Source organism: Streptomyces sp. NPDC056347 (assembly GCF_042262625.1).
GTDB lineage: Bacteria > Actinomycetota > Actinomycetes > Streptomycetales > Streptomycetaceae > Streptomyces.
In genome coordinates this window covers 1-14,079 of the sequence record NZ_JBHJQP010000017.1, presented here as the reverse complement: position 1 = coordinate 14,079, position 14,079 = coordinate 1, and the positions used below count along the sequence as shown (strand labels likewise).

Sequence of the window (14,079 nt, the reverse complement as noted above, 5' to 3'; positions counted from 1 at the left end):
TCACGACGCTCCGGAGCGCGGCCCGCGCTCCGGAGCGTCCGGGCCGCCGGGGGCGCCGCCCGGCCCCTCGTCCGAATCATCCGGGCCGGCCGAATCGCCCGAGCCGACCGGGCCACCCGAGCCGACCGAATCACCCGAGCCGGCCGGGCCACCCGAGCTGACCGAATCACCCGAGCCGCCCGGGCCACCCGGCTCCGGCCCGGTGTACAGCTCCGGTTCCGGCTCCGGCAGGGTGCTCGTCTGCACCGACGGCCCCGGCTCCTGCGTCGGGGGCCAGGTGTCCGGATGCGCCGTGCCCGGCACCGGAAACGGTTCCCCGGCCGCCGCACCCGCCGACCGCCGCCGCCCCGGCATCACCACCGCCCCCACCACCATCAGAGCCCCGCCCACCAGCGCCCAGGCCACGCCCCACCCCAGCCCCGAGCCGTCCCCCGCGACCGCCAGGCTGCCCGTCGCCTGCCCCTGGCGCACCATCCACAACACCGTGAACGCCAGCACCAGGGCACCCGCGGTACCCACCGTCCACCGGGAACGCAGCAGCACACCGAACACCGCCAGCAGAGCGGCGCAGACGAAGACCAGAACGATCGACCCGAGCGGCGCGGGCCGCCCGGAGGTGACCCCGGTGAACAGCTCGCCGACCCGGTAATCCCGCCCGGGGCGACCGTCGTACCAGTCACGGAAGGGGCTCAGCACGGCGGCCGCCGCTCCGGCGAGAGCGATGACCGGGCCGAGGACTTCGCGGATCATCTCGGCCTCCCGCGTGCACGGACCGGTGTCATGGTGCCGCACCGCTCTCGGCTCGACGCTACGCCCGGCCGCCCTGCCGCGCCACCGTGCGCTAGCGTGACGCACGGTCGTTCGACAAGTGCACATAGGGACAACAGCGCAAGGGGGGCTGCGTCGATGATGCGGCATGTCAAGCTGTCTGCGGTACTGCTGGTAGTGGTACTCGCACTCACCGGTTTCTCCACCTCCGGCCACGGCCGCAGTGGCAAGAGCAGTGGCAAGAGCCACGGTTCGAGCAGCAGCAGTGGTGGCGGCTGCTCCAACTCCAAGAAGAGCAACAACGGCTACCACAGCGGCTACGACGACGATGACGACTACGGCTCGTCGAGCAGTTCCTCGGGCGGCACCGACTACGCGACGCAGACCCCGAGCCCCAGCACCACCGGGGAGCCCCGGGTCTCCGTCGTCCGCTGCGCCCAGCCGCGCAAGGGCAAGCGCAGGGCCACCGCCTTCTCCACCGTCAGCCTCACCGCCAACGGCACCGGCTCGCACAGCTACGAGGTCGCGGTGACCTTCCTCGACGCCCGCGGCAGGACCGTGGACACCGGCACCGCGTACCAGGACGCCGAGGGCGGCAACGTCGTGGAGCTCGAGGTACGGATGGACCACCCGGGCAGGGTCTCCCGGGTGAAGAAGTGCCGGGCCGAGGCCGAACTGACCTACTGACCCGCCCGGTCCACCGCTCCCGAACGTTCCGGGCCCGCCTGGTCAGCGGGTCCGGAACGAACCGGAGCCCCGTCCCCGGAACAGCTCGCCCTGCCGTTCGGGCGGCAGGTTCCCGAGCGCGATCAGGTGCGGGGCGTGGGCCATGGCCTGCGCCCGGGCCGCCTCCCGGGCGGACCACACCGCCCGCACCGTCCCCTGCACCGCCTCCGTCGGGTACCCGGCGATCACCCCGGCCGCCCGCAGCGCCGCGTCCACCGCGCCGCCCGGCTCCGTCACCTCGCTGACCAGCCCGGTCTCGTACGCCCGCCGGGCCGAGACCCGCTCGGCCGTCCCCATCAGCGCCATCCGGGCCACCTCCCCGAACGGCATCCGCTGCGCCATCGCGATCGACTCGTACGCGCTGACCATGCCGTACGTGGTGTGCGGGTCGAAGAACGTCGCCTCCTTCGACGCGATCACGAACTCCGCCTCGCCCAGCAGGTAGAACGCCCCGCCGCAGGCCATCCCCTCCACCGCCGCGACCACCGGCTTCCACAGGTCGTTCGCCTTCGGACCGATCGCCAGCAGCGGATCGTCGACCGTGTACGGGGAGGAGGGCTGCGGCACCTCGGCGTCCCGGTCGATCCCGGTGCAGAACGCCCGGCCGCCCGCCCCGGTCAGGACGACGGCCCGCACCTCGTCGTCGTAGCGGAACGCCCGCCACGTCTCAGCCAGTTCGGCCGCCGTGGCCAGGTCGATCGCGTTCAGTTTCTCCGGCCGGTCCAGGGTGACGAGCGCGACCCCGGTCGCCCGGTCGGTCTCGGTACGCAGCGCCATCGCCGCTCACCGCTCCAGCAGCCAGCGCACCAGGGTCCGCCCCGAGGTGTCCGGGCAGAACACCGCCCGCACCGCCGCCCCGATCCGCAGCCGCGCCGGATCGACCGAGTCCAGCGGCGCGTCCGGCCCGCTCACCACGTTCCCGACCAGCCGGATCCGCGGCGCGTCCGCCAGCTCCACCACCACCGCGTTGTACGGGGCCTGCGCCGCGTAGGCGGGCAGCAGTGGCGGATGCGGCAGCACGTACGACCAGATCCGGCCCCGCCCGCTCATCCGCCGCCACTCGCTGTCGAAGGACTGGCAGTGCGGGCAGCACGGCCGCGGCGGGAAGCGCAGCTGCCCGCACCCCTCGGCGGCGCAGGCCTGCACGCGCAGCTCGCCGCGGGCCGCGTACTCCCAGAACGGCGCCCCGTCCTCGTCCACCACGGGCGTCAGCAGCCCGTCCGTCTCCGTCGTCATGACGCCTCCTCAACTCCTCAGCAGTACGGCGGAGGTGGGCACACCCTCGCCCGCGGTGACCAGGCACGTCCCGGCGTCCGGGACCTGGGCGGTGGAGACGCCGCGCAGCTGCTTGACGCCCTCGGTGATCAGGTTGAAACCGTGCACGTACCCCTCGCTCAGCCCGCCGCCCCCGGTGTTGATGGGCAGCCGCCCGCCGCTCTCCAGCGCCCCGCCCTCGGTGAACGCCGCGCCCTCGCCGCGCCCGCAGAAGCCGTACCCCTCCAGGGACAGCGGGATGAGCGGGGTGAACGCGTCGTAGATCTGCGCCACGTCCACGTCCCCGGGCCCGAAGTCGGCCTGCTTCCACAGCTGCCGGGCGGCCGTCCAGGCGGGCCCGGAGAGCGGGTCGTCGTTCCAGTAGTTGACCATCCCGTGGTGCTGGGCGGGCAGCCCCTGCGCGACGGAGTGGATGTACACGGGCTTCTGCCGGCAGTCGCGGGCCCGCTCCGCCGAGACGATCACGCAGGCCAGCGCGCCGTCCGTCTCCAGACAGTTGTCGAAGAGGCAGAGCGGCTCGCTGATCCACCGCGAGGTCATATACATGTCGCGGGTCAGCGGCCGCTCGTACATCACCGCGTCCGGGTTCTGGTTGGCGCGGTTGCGGCAGGCGAGCGCGACGTTGAAGAGGTGGTCGCGGGTCGCCCCGTACTCGTGCATGTAGCGGCGGGCCAGCATCCCGATCTCGTCGGCCGGCCGCAGCAGCCCGTACGGGCGGGTCCACTGCGCCGGGGTCGGCAGCTGCACCGTGGTGTTCTTCCAGGGCCGGGGCCCCGAGCCCCGCTTCCGTGACCGCCAGGCGACCCCCACGCTCGCCTGCCCGGTCGCCACCGCGGCGGCCAGATGGGCGACCGTCGCACAGGAGCCGCCGCCCCCGTACCCCACCTTGCTGAAGAAGGTGACATCACCCGCGCCGATGGCCTTGGCGATCTCGACCTCGTCGGTCTCCTCCATCGTGTACGAGGCGAATCCGTCCACCTCGGACGCGGGGATGCCCGCGTCGTCGAGCGCCGCGACGATGGCCCGGCAGGCCAAGGTCCTCTCGGATTCGGGCAGATGCTTCGCGAAGGCCGTCTGCCCTATTCCGGCAATCGCCGTCGCGTCCTTGAGTGCCGTCACCGCCACCTCCCAGGCCGTCATGACTGCTGACAGCGGCAGAGGCTACAGCTAATCTGACGGATAGTCAGCTACTGTGTCAGGGAGGGCCGGTCATGCGCGGCGACGAGGAATGGGGCACCATCCCGGAGCTGGTCCGGGCGGCGGCGCGGCGCCACGGGGACCGGGAGGCGGTCGTCGAGGGCCGCACCCGGATCTCCTACGCCGAGCTGGGCGACCGGGTGGAGCGGGCTGCCGCCGCCTGCCTTGCCGCGGGCGTCGAGCCGGGGGACCGGGTCGCGGTCTGGGCCCCCAACACCCTGGACTGGATCGTCTCCGCGCTCGGGGCCGTCACGGCGGGCGCGGTCCTCGTCCCGCTCAACACCCGCTTCAAGGGCACGGAGGCGGCGTACGTCCTCGGCCGCAGCCGGGCGAAGCTCCTCTTCGTCACCGGCACCTTCCTCGGCACGTCGTACGTGGCGTCACTGCGCCGGGCGGAGGCCGAACTCCCGCACCTGGAGAAGGTGGTGGTGCTGGCCGACACCGCCCCCGACGACTACGTCACCTGGAAGGACTTCCTGGCGGCGGGGGAGGGGGTGTCCGCGGAAGCGGTACGCGCCAGGGCGGGAGCCGTCGCTCCCTCGGACCCCTCCGACATCATCTACACCTCAGGCACCACCGGTCGCCCCAAGGGTGCCGTCATCACCCACGCCCAGACCCTGCGCTGCTACGCGATCTGGAGCGAGCTGGCCGGCCTGCGCGAGGGCGACCGCTATCTGATCGTGAACCCCTTCTTCCACACCTTCGGCTACAAGGCGGGCGTCATCGCCTGCCTGATGCGGGGCGCCACGATGGTCCCGCAGCCGGTGTTCAACGTGGACACCGCCCTGGCCAACATCGCCGCCGAACGGATCTCGGTGCTGCCCGGCCCGCCCACCCTCCACCAGTCCCTGCTGGACCACCCGGCCCGGGACACGCACGATCTCTCCGCCCTCCGCCTGGTGGTGACGGGCGCGGCGGTGGTCCCGCTCAGGCTGGTGGAGCGGCTCCGTACGGAACTGCGGATCTCCACGGTCCTCACCGCGTACGGCCTCTCCGAGGCGAGCGGCATCGTCAGCATGTGCCGCCGCGACGATCCGGCGGAGACCGTCGCCTCGACCTCGGGCCGGGCGATCCCCGGCACGGAGATCCGGGTACTGGCCGACCCCGGCGCCCCCGGCGAGATCCTGGTGCGCGGCTTCCACGTGATGGGCGGCTACTTCGAGGACCCGGAGACCACGGCCGCCGCGATCACCCCGGACGGCTGGCTGCGCACCGGTGACGTCGGCGTACTCGACGAGCACGGCAACCTGAGGATCACCGACCGGATCAAGGACATGTTCATCGTCGGCGGTTTCAACGCGTACCCGGCCGAGATAGAACAACTCCTCGGCCTCCACCCGGACGTCGCCGACGTCGCCGTCATCGGCGTCCCCGACCCCCGCCTGGGCGAGGTCGGCAAGGCGTACGCGGTCCGCCGGCCCGGCGCCACGCTCACCGCCGACGACCTGATCGCCTGGTCCCGCCGCGAGATGGCGAACTACAAGGTCCCGCGAGCCGTGGAATTCCTCCCCGAACTGCCCCGCAACGCGAGCGGCAAGGTCCTCAAGGGCGAACTCCGGAGTCGGCGGCCGTGACGGGCCCGGAGGCATCGGAGCCCCGGACGGGCGGCCCCAAAGGCTGCGGGAACTTCACGGGTCGTTTGTCATGTGTGGCGAGGCATGTCCTCATCCGTGTGCCCTGGTGAGGTGCGGAGCATCGAGCGAGCGAATGGGGTCCCAGAGGGGAACTGCCTGGCGTACTTGAAGAGGGCGTCCGTGCGGGGGCGCTCTCTTCAAGTCGTTCCGACTTTGGTGGAGCGGGGCCCGATCATTGGTTCGAGCCCCGCTCTGTTTTCGTCGCTCAGCCGACGTGGTTCTCGTCCTGCGGGGTGACCACGGTGGCGTGGGTGTTGTCCTGCGGGGTGACCACGGTGGCGTGGGTGTTGTCCTGCGGGGTGACCACGGTGGCGTGGGTGTCGCCGGTCATGTGGCTGTCCGCCAGGGCCGGGGCGGCCGCGCCGAGACCGAGGGCCACGGTGAACGCAGCGGCGACGAGAGACTTCTTCGTGCGGGTCACTTCAACTCCTGTGCCATGAATGATCTTTGGACGTGAGTGACGCTAGCCAAAGTACTGAAGTGCCGACAGTCTCTCGGCGCAAAATATTCGAACATTGGCTCGATTTTTCAGCTGTGTACACGTGTGGTGTCGTGACGGCCTCTTCTCCCCGTTCCTCTGGCACACGCGAAGAGGGGTACGGGCCCCCAGCCCATACCCCTCTTCTGGCGCGCGGCGCGCCCACATCCCCCGTGGCAGGCACTCGCGCACCTCCGGCGGCTGCGACGACTCCCCCTCCGCGTCGTCGACACCGCCTCCCCCGTGCCCCTGAAGTGGCTCTAGTTGGCCGGCTCCGACGTGGCGTGCATGTCATCGGTGGTGGCGACGCCACCCGTGGCATGCATGTCCAGGGGCTTCACGGTTCCACCGGTGGCGTGCATGTCCTTGGTTGTGATCTGACCGGCGTCCCCACCGGTGGCGTGCATGTCCTTGGTCGTGATCTGAGCGGCGTCCCCACCCGTGGCGTGCATGTCCTTGGTCGTGATCTCCAGGTCGTTCTTCGCGTCAGCCATGTTTCGTCTGCTTTCCTTGGCATCTCATGTGATCGGTCGACGACGCCCGCCCGGCTGTTCCCCCGTGGACTGCCGGGCAGGCGCCTCGGGGCCGCTCAGACTAATGCTGCGGCCTTGGTACCAATCCGCTTGCCCCCCGTCGCGGCGGATTGACTTCCATGAGAGTGCCTGGTCCCGATAAACGAACGATGAACGCTCTCCCGGGCGAGGGGAGGCGTGCCCGTGGATGTCTACGGCGTGGCGGATGCCAGCAGGGCGCGGACCGTGGTGGCCTCGTGCGAGCCGCGTACCTCGTAGATGGCCAGAGCCTCGCGCCAGCACGCCTGAGCGCGTCCGAACTGGCCGATGCTGTTCAGGGCGCGGCCGAGCACGGTGAGTACATTGCCCCGCCGCCATTCGCCGCCGATGCCCCGGAGAGAGGTCAGGGCCTGCTCGGCCTTGGTGGCGGCGTCGGCGGAACACCCGGACGCGAGGTCGACCTCCGAGAGGCGCAGCAGCGTCATGCCTTCCCAGAGGCGCTGACGGCTGTCCAGGAAGATGTCCAGTGCCTCCGTGAGGCGTTCCGTCGCGGTGGCGAACTGACCGCTCTGCGTGAGAGCCATGCCCAGGGCGTAGCGGCCGTTCGCACTGCGGAGGGTGTGTCCCATGCTGTCGTATATGTCTATGCCCTGCTGGGCCAGTGAAACCGCGCTGCCGGTACGCCCCGTGGCGAGATGGATGCGCGACAGATTGCACAGCGCGCTCGCTTCGCCCGGACGGTCTCCTATGCCGCGGAAGCGGTCGATGGCCAGCGTCAGGTACTTCTCGCCGTCGTCGTGACGGTTCTGGTAAAGGGCCATGATGCCGAGGGCGTTCGGTGCCCAGCAGCCGGGCAGTGGGTCACGGTCGGTCTCGACGAGCAGCAGGACCTTTTCCGCCTCGTCCTCGGCCTGGTCGAAGCGCCCCGAGGTGTGGTGGACATCGGCCAACGTCATGAGCGCCCGCACTTCCGTGCGGCGGTCGACCGCCGCACGGGCGGCCTCCAGTACGGCGAACGCGGTCGTCTCGTACTGCCTGGAATTCGCCCCGGACTCACCGAGGTCGAGTGCCGCCCAGAGGAGATCCACTCCTCGCGCCAGCGTCCTGGGACCGGTCGACTGCCGGACGCACGAGAGCAGCGGACCGGCCTCCGCATAGAGCCAGTCGCGTGCGCTGTGCCGGTCCTTGAACGTCAGGCCCGCGCACTCTGTCGGCTCCAGGTGGTCCACCAGCCGGTCCCCCGGCCGCTCCAGCGCGTACACGCCCGCCGCCGTCGCCAGGTAGAAGTCCAGCAGCCGGGACAGTGCCGACTCGCGCTCCTCCAGGTCCTGTTCGTCCCGTTCCGCGCAGGAACGCGCGTAGAGGCGCACCAGGTCGTGGTAGCGGTAGCGGCCCGGGGCGGCGGACTCCAGGAGGCTGGTGTCGACGAGGGCCTCCAGGAGGTCCTCCGCCGCATGGGTCTCCAGGTTGAGCAGGGCGGCCGCCGCGGCCAGGGAGATGTCCGGGCCGTCCGCCAGGCCCAGGAGCCGGAAGGCGCGGGCCTGGGCGGGCTCCAGCTGGCCGTAGCCGAGCTCGAAGGTGGCCTTCACCGCGAGGTCGCCGGCCTGGAGCTCGTCCAGGCGGCGGCGCTCGTCCGCGAGCTTGGCGGCCAGCACGGAGACCGTCCAGGTGCGGCGAGCGGCCAGGCGGGAGGCGGCGATCCGGATGGCCAGCGGGAGGAAGCCGCAGGCGGCGACCACGTCGAGGGCGGCCTCGCGCTCCGAGGTGATGCGTTCCTCGCCCACGATCCGGGTGAAGAGCCGGAGCGCCTCCTCCGGCGACATCACGTCCAGGTCGATCAGATGCGAACCTGCCAGGTCGACCATCCGGACCCGGCTGGTGATCAGGGCCGCGCAGCCCGCGGTGCCCGGCAGCAGCGGGCGGACCTGTGCCGCGTCGTGGGCGTTGTCCAGGAGGACCAGTACGCGGCGGCCGTCGAGCGTCGAGCGGTACAGCGCGGCGCGCTCGTCCAAGGAGTCCGGGACCGCCGAGTCCGCCGTGCCCAGGGCGCGCAGGAACGCGCCGAGCACGGTCTCCGGCTCGGCGGCCCGCGCCCCGGCGCCCTGCAGGTCGACGTAGAGCTGTCCGTCCGGGAAGTGCTGGCGGGCCTGGTGGGCGACGTGCACGGCGAGGGTCGTCTTGCCGACGCCCCCGATGCCGGCCAGCGCCGAGACGGCCATCACGGAGCCCTCGGCGGTCGCCAGCCGGTCGCCCAGCTCGCGGACGAACGAGGCGCGCCCCGTGAAGTCCGGCACGGTGGCCGGGAGCTGGGCGGGCCGCACCGGCACGGAGGCGGGGGCCGGCTCGTCGGCGGGGCGGGCCAGCTCCTCGTCGGCCCGCAGGATGCGCTGCTGGAGCTGGGCCAGCTCGGGGCGCGGGTCCACGCCCAGCTCCTCGGCGAGCAGGCGGCGGGTGTCGGCGTAGACGGCCAGCGCCTCGGCCTGGCGGCCGCTGCGGTACAGGGCGATCATCAGGAGCTCGCGCAGCCGCTCCCGCAGCGGGTGCGCGGCCGTCAGCGCGGTCAGCTCGGAGACCGCCTCCGCGTGGCAGCCGACCTCCAGGTCCAGGTCCAGCCGGGTCTCGGTGAGCTGGAGCCGCCACTCCTCCAGCCGGGTGCGCTGGTTCTCCGCGTACGGGCCGGGCACGGAGGCCAGCGCCTCGCCGTCCCACAGCCCGAGCGCCTTGTTGAGCAGGGTCCGGGCCTGGCCGCGGTCGCCGCCCGCCCGGGCCTTCTCCGCATCGGCCGCCAGATCCCGCACCACGTGCACGTCGAGGGCGTCCGGACCGGTCCGGATCGAGTATCCGCCGGCATCGCTGACCAGCGTCTGCGGGTCGAGGACCTTGCGGAGCCGGGAGGCGTACGTCCGTATCGTGGCGAGCGCCTGCGAGGGCGGCTCCTCGCCCCAGATGGCGTCGATCAGCTCGGCGGCGGTGGCCGTGCGGCCACCACGCAGCAGCAGCGCCGCCAGCAACGCCCGCTGCTGCGGCGAGCCCGAGGACAGGGCTTCGCCGTCCCGCCAGGCCTTCACCGGACCCAGCACCGAGAAGCGCAGATCGGCGTCACGTGCCTGCCGCTGGTGCGGAACGCGCTGTTCCGGAACGCGCGTGTGCGGTCCGTTGTCACGGTCCATTGCTGCCCCCTGCCCTGCTCGCCCCGCCGGTGCTGCCCGTCGCGCCGAAGTGGTCCGCATTGAAAATGCCCGCCCGTGTGCCGGTCCGGGGCGAGTGGATGCGGATTGCTCGGTACCGCTGGTATCGCGCTCAACAGTCTGCCTTGTCCGGGGCGGGCGCGTCAGCAGTGGGTGGCTCTCTGCACAAGCCCTCGACAACGATTTCGCGGCGGTGTCCGGTCCAGAGAGCTGACGGTTCGTCAGATTGAGGCTACCGTGGGAAACATGGAGACCTTCCCGAAGATCATCTCGGTGGACGACCACACGGTGGAGCCCGCTCATGTCTGGCGGGACCGGCTCCCGTCCAGGTATCTCGACCGCGGCCCGCGGATCGTCCGCGCCCCGCTGAAGGAAATGACCTTCATGGGCGGAAAGTTCGCGCCCGTGATGGGTGCGAAGGGCGACGACGGACCGATCGGCGACTGGTGGGTGTACGAGGACCTGCACCGCCCGCTCACCCGGCTCGACACCGCGGTCGGCTACGACCGGGACGAGATCAAGCTGGAGATCATCACCTATGAGCAGATGCGTCCGGGTTCGTTCTCGGTGCCCGAGCGCCTCGCCGACATGGACGTCAATCACGTCCAGTCCGCGCTCTGCTTCCCCACCTTCCCGCGCTTCTGCGGCCAGACCTTCACCGAAGCGAAGGACCGCGAGCTGGGGCTGCTCGGGGTGCGCGCGTACAACGACTGGATGGTCGAGGAGTGGTGCGGCCCCGAGGCGCACGGCCGGCTCATCCCGCTCACGCTGATTCCGCTCTGGGACGCGGAGCTGGCGGCCGAGGAGGTCCGGCGCAACGCGGCGCGCGGCGTGCGCGCCGTGGCGTTCTCCGAAATACCCCCGCATCTCGGGCTTCCGTCCATTCACACGGACGAGTGGGACCCCTTCCTGCGCGCCTGTGACGAGACGGGGACGGTGATCGCCATGCATATCGGCTCGTCCTCGAGGATGCCGTCCACCTCGGCCGACGCCCCGCCCGCGGTCGGCTCCACGATCACCTTCGCCAACTGCTGCTTCTCCATGGTCGACTGGCTGATGAGCGGCAAGTTCGAGCGGTTCCCGAACCTCCGGATCATGTACGCGGAGGGGCAGATCGGCTGGATCCCGTACATCCTGGAACGCGCCGACGTGGTCTGGGAGGAGAACCGGGCCTGGGGCGGCGTCGCCGACAAGGTGCACCGCCCGCCGTCGGAGCTGTTCGCCGAGCATGTCTACGGCTGCTTCTTCGACGACGCCTTCGGGCTGCGGAACCTGGACGCGATCGGGGTCGGAAACGTCCTGTACGAGACGGACTACCCGCACTCCGACTCCACCTGGCCCAAGTCGCGCGAGGTCGGCGAGGCACAGATGGGGCATCTGGGCGCGGATGTGGTCGACCGGATCGTCCGGCGGAACGCGATCGACCTGCTGGGGCTCACCGACGACGGGCTGTGGCCGGGGCCCGGCGGCGGTCGGTAGCGGCAGAGGTGCACGGGGGCGGCGGAGACGACGTGACACTTCGCCCACGAAGTGTCACGTCGTCTGCCGGCCCCTGCCCCGCCCCGGCGCCCGGCGGCAGGCGGCAGGCGGGCGGTGGGTACGCGGTGTTCACGCCCCGGTGATCGGCTCCTGGAGCTCCGTCACCCACAGGTCCCGGTCCTCGGGGCACTCCAGGTTGACCTCCCGGACGTACCCCAGGGACCGGTACCCGTTGGCGTCGATCCAGCGGGCCAGGGTCTGGGAGGTCGGCAGTACGCCGTCCATCGAACCCCGGTGGACGACCGTCGCCGCCTCGAACGCGGGCAGCTCGACCACCGTGATCCCGGTGTCGCCCAGCGGGCCCACCGGCGCGGACACCGTGACTCCCGCATGGACGACGACCGCGCCCCCGCCCGCCGGGGCGTCCTCGTAGTACGCGATCCCCGGACCGCCCGGACGGACGCCCGTACCGGCGAGCAGCGGAAACAGCCGCTCGTACAGCGGTCCGATCACGGGCGTGATGTGCTCCGGCCCGTAGCTCGCCGCGGTGCCCGACAGCTCCGCGACCCGTACCGCCGGGACCTGCTTGACGACGACGTCGTTCGTGGACATGTGTCCCTCGCTCTCGATCGACCGGAGCCTCGCCTCGACCTGCGCCAGCCGGGCGGCCGCCGCCCGCATGGCCTCCTCCAGCTCGGCCCGGCGCAGCCGCAGCATCCCGCGCAGCTCCTCCGGTCCCACCTGCTCGTCGAGGATGGCCTGCACCTGCTGAAGCGTGAAGCCGAGGTCCTTGAGGGCGATGACACGGTTGAGGCGTGAGAGCTGGGCCGCCCCGTAGAAGCGGTAGCCGGTGGCGGGGTCGGTGCGGTCGGGGCGCAGCAGCCCGATGGCGTCGTAATGACGCAGCATCCGGGCCGACACCCGTCCGTACCTGGCGAAGTCTCCGATGGTGAACATGACGTCTCCGAGTGCACCGCTTCACACGGTGTCAAGGTCAAGCGCCGCCCTCGTGCGGCCCGGCGACGGAGGAATTCAACGCGGCGGAAAAGGCTCCGGGAAGGCCGGGAAGGCCGGGAAGGCCGGGAAGGCCGGGAAGGCCGCGCCGCAACGCGGAACGGCTGACGCGCGAACGGCGGAAGGAAACGGGGAAACGGGGGACGCGGCGAGGCCGGGGAACGGAACGGGGACGAAAAGGCAGGAGCCCCGTTCCCCGCCGAAGCGGAGGAGCGGGGCTCCTTGGGTACTACTAGCCGGCCGCGATCGGCCGACCCGGGCAACTAGGCCGGGGTGACGTTCTCAGCCTGCGGACCCTTGGGTCCCTGAGTGACGTCGAAGTTCACGACCTGGTTCTCCTCGAGGGAGCGGAACCCGGACGCGTTGATCGCGGAGTAGTGGACGAAGACATCCGGGCCGCCGCCGTCCTGGGCGATGAAGCCGAAGCCCTTTTCAGCGTTGAACCACTTGACGGTTCCGGTAGCCATAAGCCCTCCTTGGGCCAAAGGGTTGCCCTGCTCCAGAACCTGCATAGAAGTCTGAAAACTACAAAAGCCTGCGGGTTACATGCTCCGCAGGCTCTGTACTGCAAGGGAAACCAAACTGCAACTTGCGTCGAGCCTAGCACGCAGCGTGTATCGAACGGTAGAGGGAAAGATCACTTCACCCGGATGTTTGATTGGCCCCTCGGCGGGCCGCCGAAGTGGGCGCACGGAAGGGTGTCGCGGGAACGACTTCGAAGCGTACGGAGGAGAACGTTCCGCATACCTCCGGCGTTCCGCCGATGCCGTTCCGGGGCGCTTTCAAGGGCTGCTCCGCGGTGCTTCGGGGTGGCTTCGGATGCGCCTCGCGCCCCCGGTGCCGTCCGTTTCGAGCCGCGGGTCTAGCCTCGCGATGTGGACAATTCAACCGTCTCAACCGTCTCGGCCGTCGAAGGCGACGACCGCCGCAGCCGGCCGCGCGTCGGCCACATCCAGTTCCTGAACTGCCTTCCCCTCTACTGGGGTCTGGCACGGACCGGGACCCTGCTCGACCTGGAGCTGTCGAAGGACACCCCGGAGAAGCTCAGCGAGCAGCTGATCAGGGGCGATCTGGACATCGGCCCCGTCACGCTGGTGGAGTTCCTGCGCAACGCCGACGACCTGGTCGCGTTCCCCGACATCGCGGTGGGGTGCGACGGACCCGTCATGTCGTGCGTGATCGTGTCGCAGGTGCCGCTGGACCAGCTGGACCGGGCCCGGGTGGCGCTCGGCTCGACCTCGCGGACCTCCGTGCGCCTGGCGCAGCTGCTGCTGGCCGAGCGGTACGGGGTCAGTCCGGACTACTACACCTGTCCGCCGGACCTCGGGCTGATGATGCAGGAGGCGGACGCCGCGGTGCTCATCGGCGACGCCGCGCTGCGCGCCAACCTGCACGACGCGCCCCGGCTGGGTCTCCAGGTCCACGACCTGGGCCAGATGTGGAAGGAGTGGACCGGGCTGCCGTTCGTCTTCGCGGTCTGGGCGGCGCGCAAGGACTTCCTGGCGCGCGTGCCCGACCAGGTAGCCAAGGTGCACGAGGCGTTCCTGGCCTCGCGGGACCTCTCCCTGGAGGAGGTCACCAAGGTCGCGGAGCAGGCGGCGCGCTGGGAGGCCTTCGACTCGGAGGTGCTGGAGCGGTACTTCACCACCCTGGACTTCCGCTTCGGCCCGGAGCAGCTGGCGGGTGTGCAGGAGTTCGCCCGGCGGGTCGGTCCGACGACCGGTTTCCCGGCGGACGTGAACGTGGAGCTGCTCGGCGGCTGACCCGGATGCCGGCGGGCCCGGGCCGGATGCCGACAGGTCCGGCCC

At 71.1% G+C, this 14,079-nt stretch carries 13 protein-coding genes; 4 read left to right on the top strand and 9 right to left on the bottom strand.

Translation table 11 applies throughout. The features are described from left to right. Window positions 1-750, bottom strand: a complete 750-nt coding sequence (locus tag ACFCV8_RS06660) for a hypothetical protein (RefSeq protein ID WP_376684162.1) — start codon at window positions 748-750, stop codon at window positions 1-3. 156 nt (window positions 751-906) lie between these two features. Between ACFCV8_RS06660 and ACFCV8_RS06655 the strand changes: the two genes are divergently transcribed. Beyond that, window positions 907-1,455, top strand: a complete 549-nt coding sequence (locus ACFCV8_RS06655; RefSeq protein WP_376684161.1) for a hypothetical protein — start codon at window positions 907-909, stop codon at window positions 1,453-1,455. Between the two features lie 42 nt (window positions 1,456-1,497). On the opposite strand, the gene ACFCV8_RS06650 is transcribed toward ACFCV8_RS06655, so the two are convergent. From ACFCV8_RS06650 to ACFCV8_RS06640, 3 genes are read right to left on the bottom strand one after another with little or no spacing between them, the layout of a single operon-like run. Then, on the bottom strand, window positions 1,498-2,271 hold the full coding sequence (locus ACFCV8_RS06650) for an enoyl-CoA hydratase/isomerase family protein (protein WP_376684160.1): 774 nt from the start codon (window positions 2,269-2,271) through the stop codon (window positions 1,498-1,500). A gap of 6 nt (window positions 2,272-2,277) precedes the next feature. Further along, complete coding sequence (locus tag ACFCV8_RS06645) at window positions 2,278-2,730, bottom strand: Zn-ribbon domain-containing OB-fold protein (RefSeq protein WP_376684159.1); 453 nt, start codon at window positions 2,728-2,730, stop codon at window positions 2,278-2,280. Between the two features lie 9 nt (window positions 2,731-2,739). Next, the gene (locus tag ACFCV8_RS06640) at window positions 2,740-3,888 is read right to left on the bottom strand and encodes a lipid-transfer protein (RefSeq protein ID WP_376684205.1); all 1,149 of its coding nucleotides are present in this window, start codon (window positions 3,886-3,888) and stop codon (window positions 2,740-2,742) included. Between the two features lie 92 nt (window positions 3,889-3,980). Here ACFCV8_RS06640 and ACFCV8_RS06635 point away from each other — a divergent pair, with 92 nt between their 5' ends. Then, window positions 3,981-5,540: a FadD3 family acyl-CoA ligase gene (locus ACFCV8_RS06635; RefSeq protein WP_376684158.1), complete on the top strand. Its 1,560-nt coding sequence runs from the start codon at window positions 3,981-3,983 to the stop codon at window positions 5,538-5,540. A 265-nt stretch (window positions 5,541-5,805) separates the two neighbouring features. Here ACFCV8_RS06635 and ACFCV8_RS06630 read toward each other — a convergent pair whose 3' ends face one another. The 3 genes from ACFCV8_RS06630 to ACFCV8_RS06620 form a co-directional block, all read right to left on the bottom strand. Next, complete coding sequence (locus ACFCV8_RS06630; RefSeq protein WP_376684157.1) at window positions 5,806-6,021, bottom strand: hypothetical protein; 216 nt, start codon at window positions 6,019-6,021, stop codon at window positions 5,806-5,808. A 317-nt stretch (window positions 6,022-6,338) separates the two neighbouring features. Further along, complete coding sequence (locus ACFCV8_RS06625; protein WP_376684156.1) at window positions 6,339-6,572, bottom strand: hypothetical protein; 234 nt, start codon at window positions 6,570-6,572, stop codon at window positions 6,339-6,341. A gap of 230 nt (window positions 6,573-6,802) precedes the next feature. Continuing rightward, window positions 6,803-9,760, bottom strand: a complete 2,958-nt coding sequence (locus ACFCV8_RS06620) for a BTAD domain-containing putative transcriptional regulator (protein ID WP_376684155.1) — start codon at window positions 9,758-9,760, stop codon at window positions 6,803-6,805. A 264-nt stretch (window positions 9,761-10,024) separates the two neighbouring features. On the opposite strand from ACFCV8_RS06620, the gene ACFCV8_RS06615 reads away from it, so the two are divergent. Further along, window positions 10,025-11,257 carry an amidohydrolase family protein gene (locus ACFCV8_RS06615; protein WP_376684154.1) on the top strand — a complete coding sequence of 411 codons (1,233 nt, stop codon included), beginning with the start codon at window positions 10,025-10,027 and terminating at the stop codon, window positions 11,255-11,257. 129 nt (window positions 11,258-11,386) lie between these two features. Here ACFCV8_RS06615 and ACFCV8_RS06610 read toward each other — a convergent pair whose 3' ends face one another. Further along, window positions 11,387-12,214: a MerR family transcriptional regulator gene (locus ACFCV8_RS06610; protein ID WP_376684153.1), complete on the bottom strand. Its 828-nt coding sequence runs from the start codon at window positions 12,212-12,214 to the stop codon at window positions 11,387-11,389. Window positions 12,215-12,534: 320 nt separating this feature from the next. Continuing rightward, complete coding sequence (locus ACFCV8_RS06605) at window positions 12,535-12,738, bottom strand: cold-shock protein (protein ID WP_003967102.1); 204 nt, start codon at window positions 12,736-12,738, stop codon at window positions 12,535-12,537. A 408-nt stretch (window positions 12,739-13,146) separates the two neighbouring features. Between ACFCV8_RS06605 and ACFCV8_RS06600 the strand changes: the two genes are divergently transcribed. Next, window positions 13,147-14,034 (top strand): menaquinone biosynthetic enzyme MqnA/MqnD family protein, encoded by an 888-nt coding sequence (locus ACFCV8_RS06600; RefSeq protein WP_376684152.1) that lies wholly within the window; start codon window positions 13,147-13,149, stop codon window positions 14,032-14,034. The last annotated feature ends 45 nt before the right edge of the window (window positions 14,035-14,079 follow it).

Bases quoted from the DNA above. Each gene is read 5' to 3' on its own strand.
- ACFCV8_RS06660 (WP_376684162.1), bottom strand. From the start codon at position 750: ATGATCCGCGAAGTCCTCGGCCCGGTCATCGCTCTCGCCGGAGCGGCG.
- ACFCV8_RS06655 (WP_376684161.1), top strand. From the start codon at position 907: ATGATGCGGCATGTCAAGCTGTCTGCGGTACTGCTGGTAGTGGTACTC.
- ACFCV8_RS06650 (WP_376684160.1), bottom strand. From the start codon at position 2,271: ATGGCGCTGCGTACCGAGACCGACCGGGCGACCGGGGTCGCGCTCGTC.
- ACFCV8_RS06645 (WP_376684159.1), bottom strand. From the start codon at position 2,730: ATGACGACGGAGACGGACGGGCTGCTGACGCCCGTGGTGGACGAGGAC.
- ACFCV8_RS06635 (WP_376684158.1), top strand. From the start codon at position 3,981: ATGCGCGGCGACGAGGAATGGGGCACCATCCCGGAGCTGGTCCGGGCG.
- ACFCV8_RS06625 (WP_376684156.1), bottom strand. From the start codon at position 6,572: ATGGCTGACGCGAAGAACGACCTGGAGATCACGACCAAGGACATGCAC.
- ACFCV8_RS06620 (WP_376684155.1), bottom strand. From the start codon at position 9,760: ATGGACCGTGACAACGGACCGCACACGCGCGTTCCGGAACAGCGCGTT.
- ACFCV8_RS06615 (WP_376684154.1), top strand. From the start codon at position 10,025: ATGGAGACCTTCCCGAAGATCATCTCGGTGGACGACCACACGGTGGAG.
- ACFCV8_RS06610 (WP_376684153.1), bottom strand. From the start codon at position 12,214: ATGTTCACCATCGGAGACTTCGCCAGGTACGGACGGGTGTCGGCCCGG.
- ACFCV8_RS06605 (WP_003967102.1), bottom strand. From the start codon at position 12,738: ATGGCTACCGGAACCGTCAAGTGGTTCAACGCTGAAAAGGGCTTCGGC.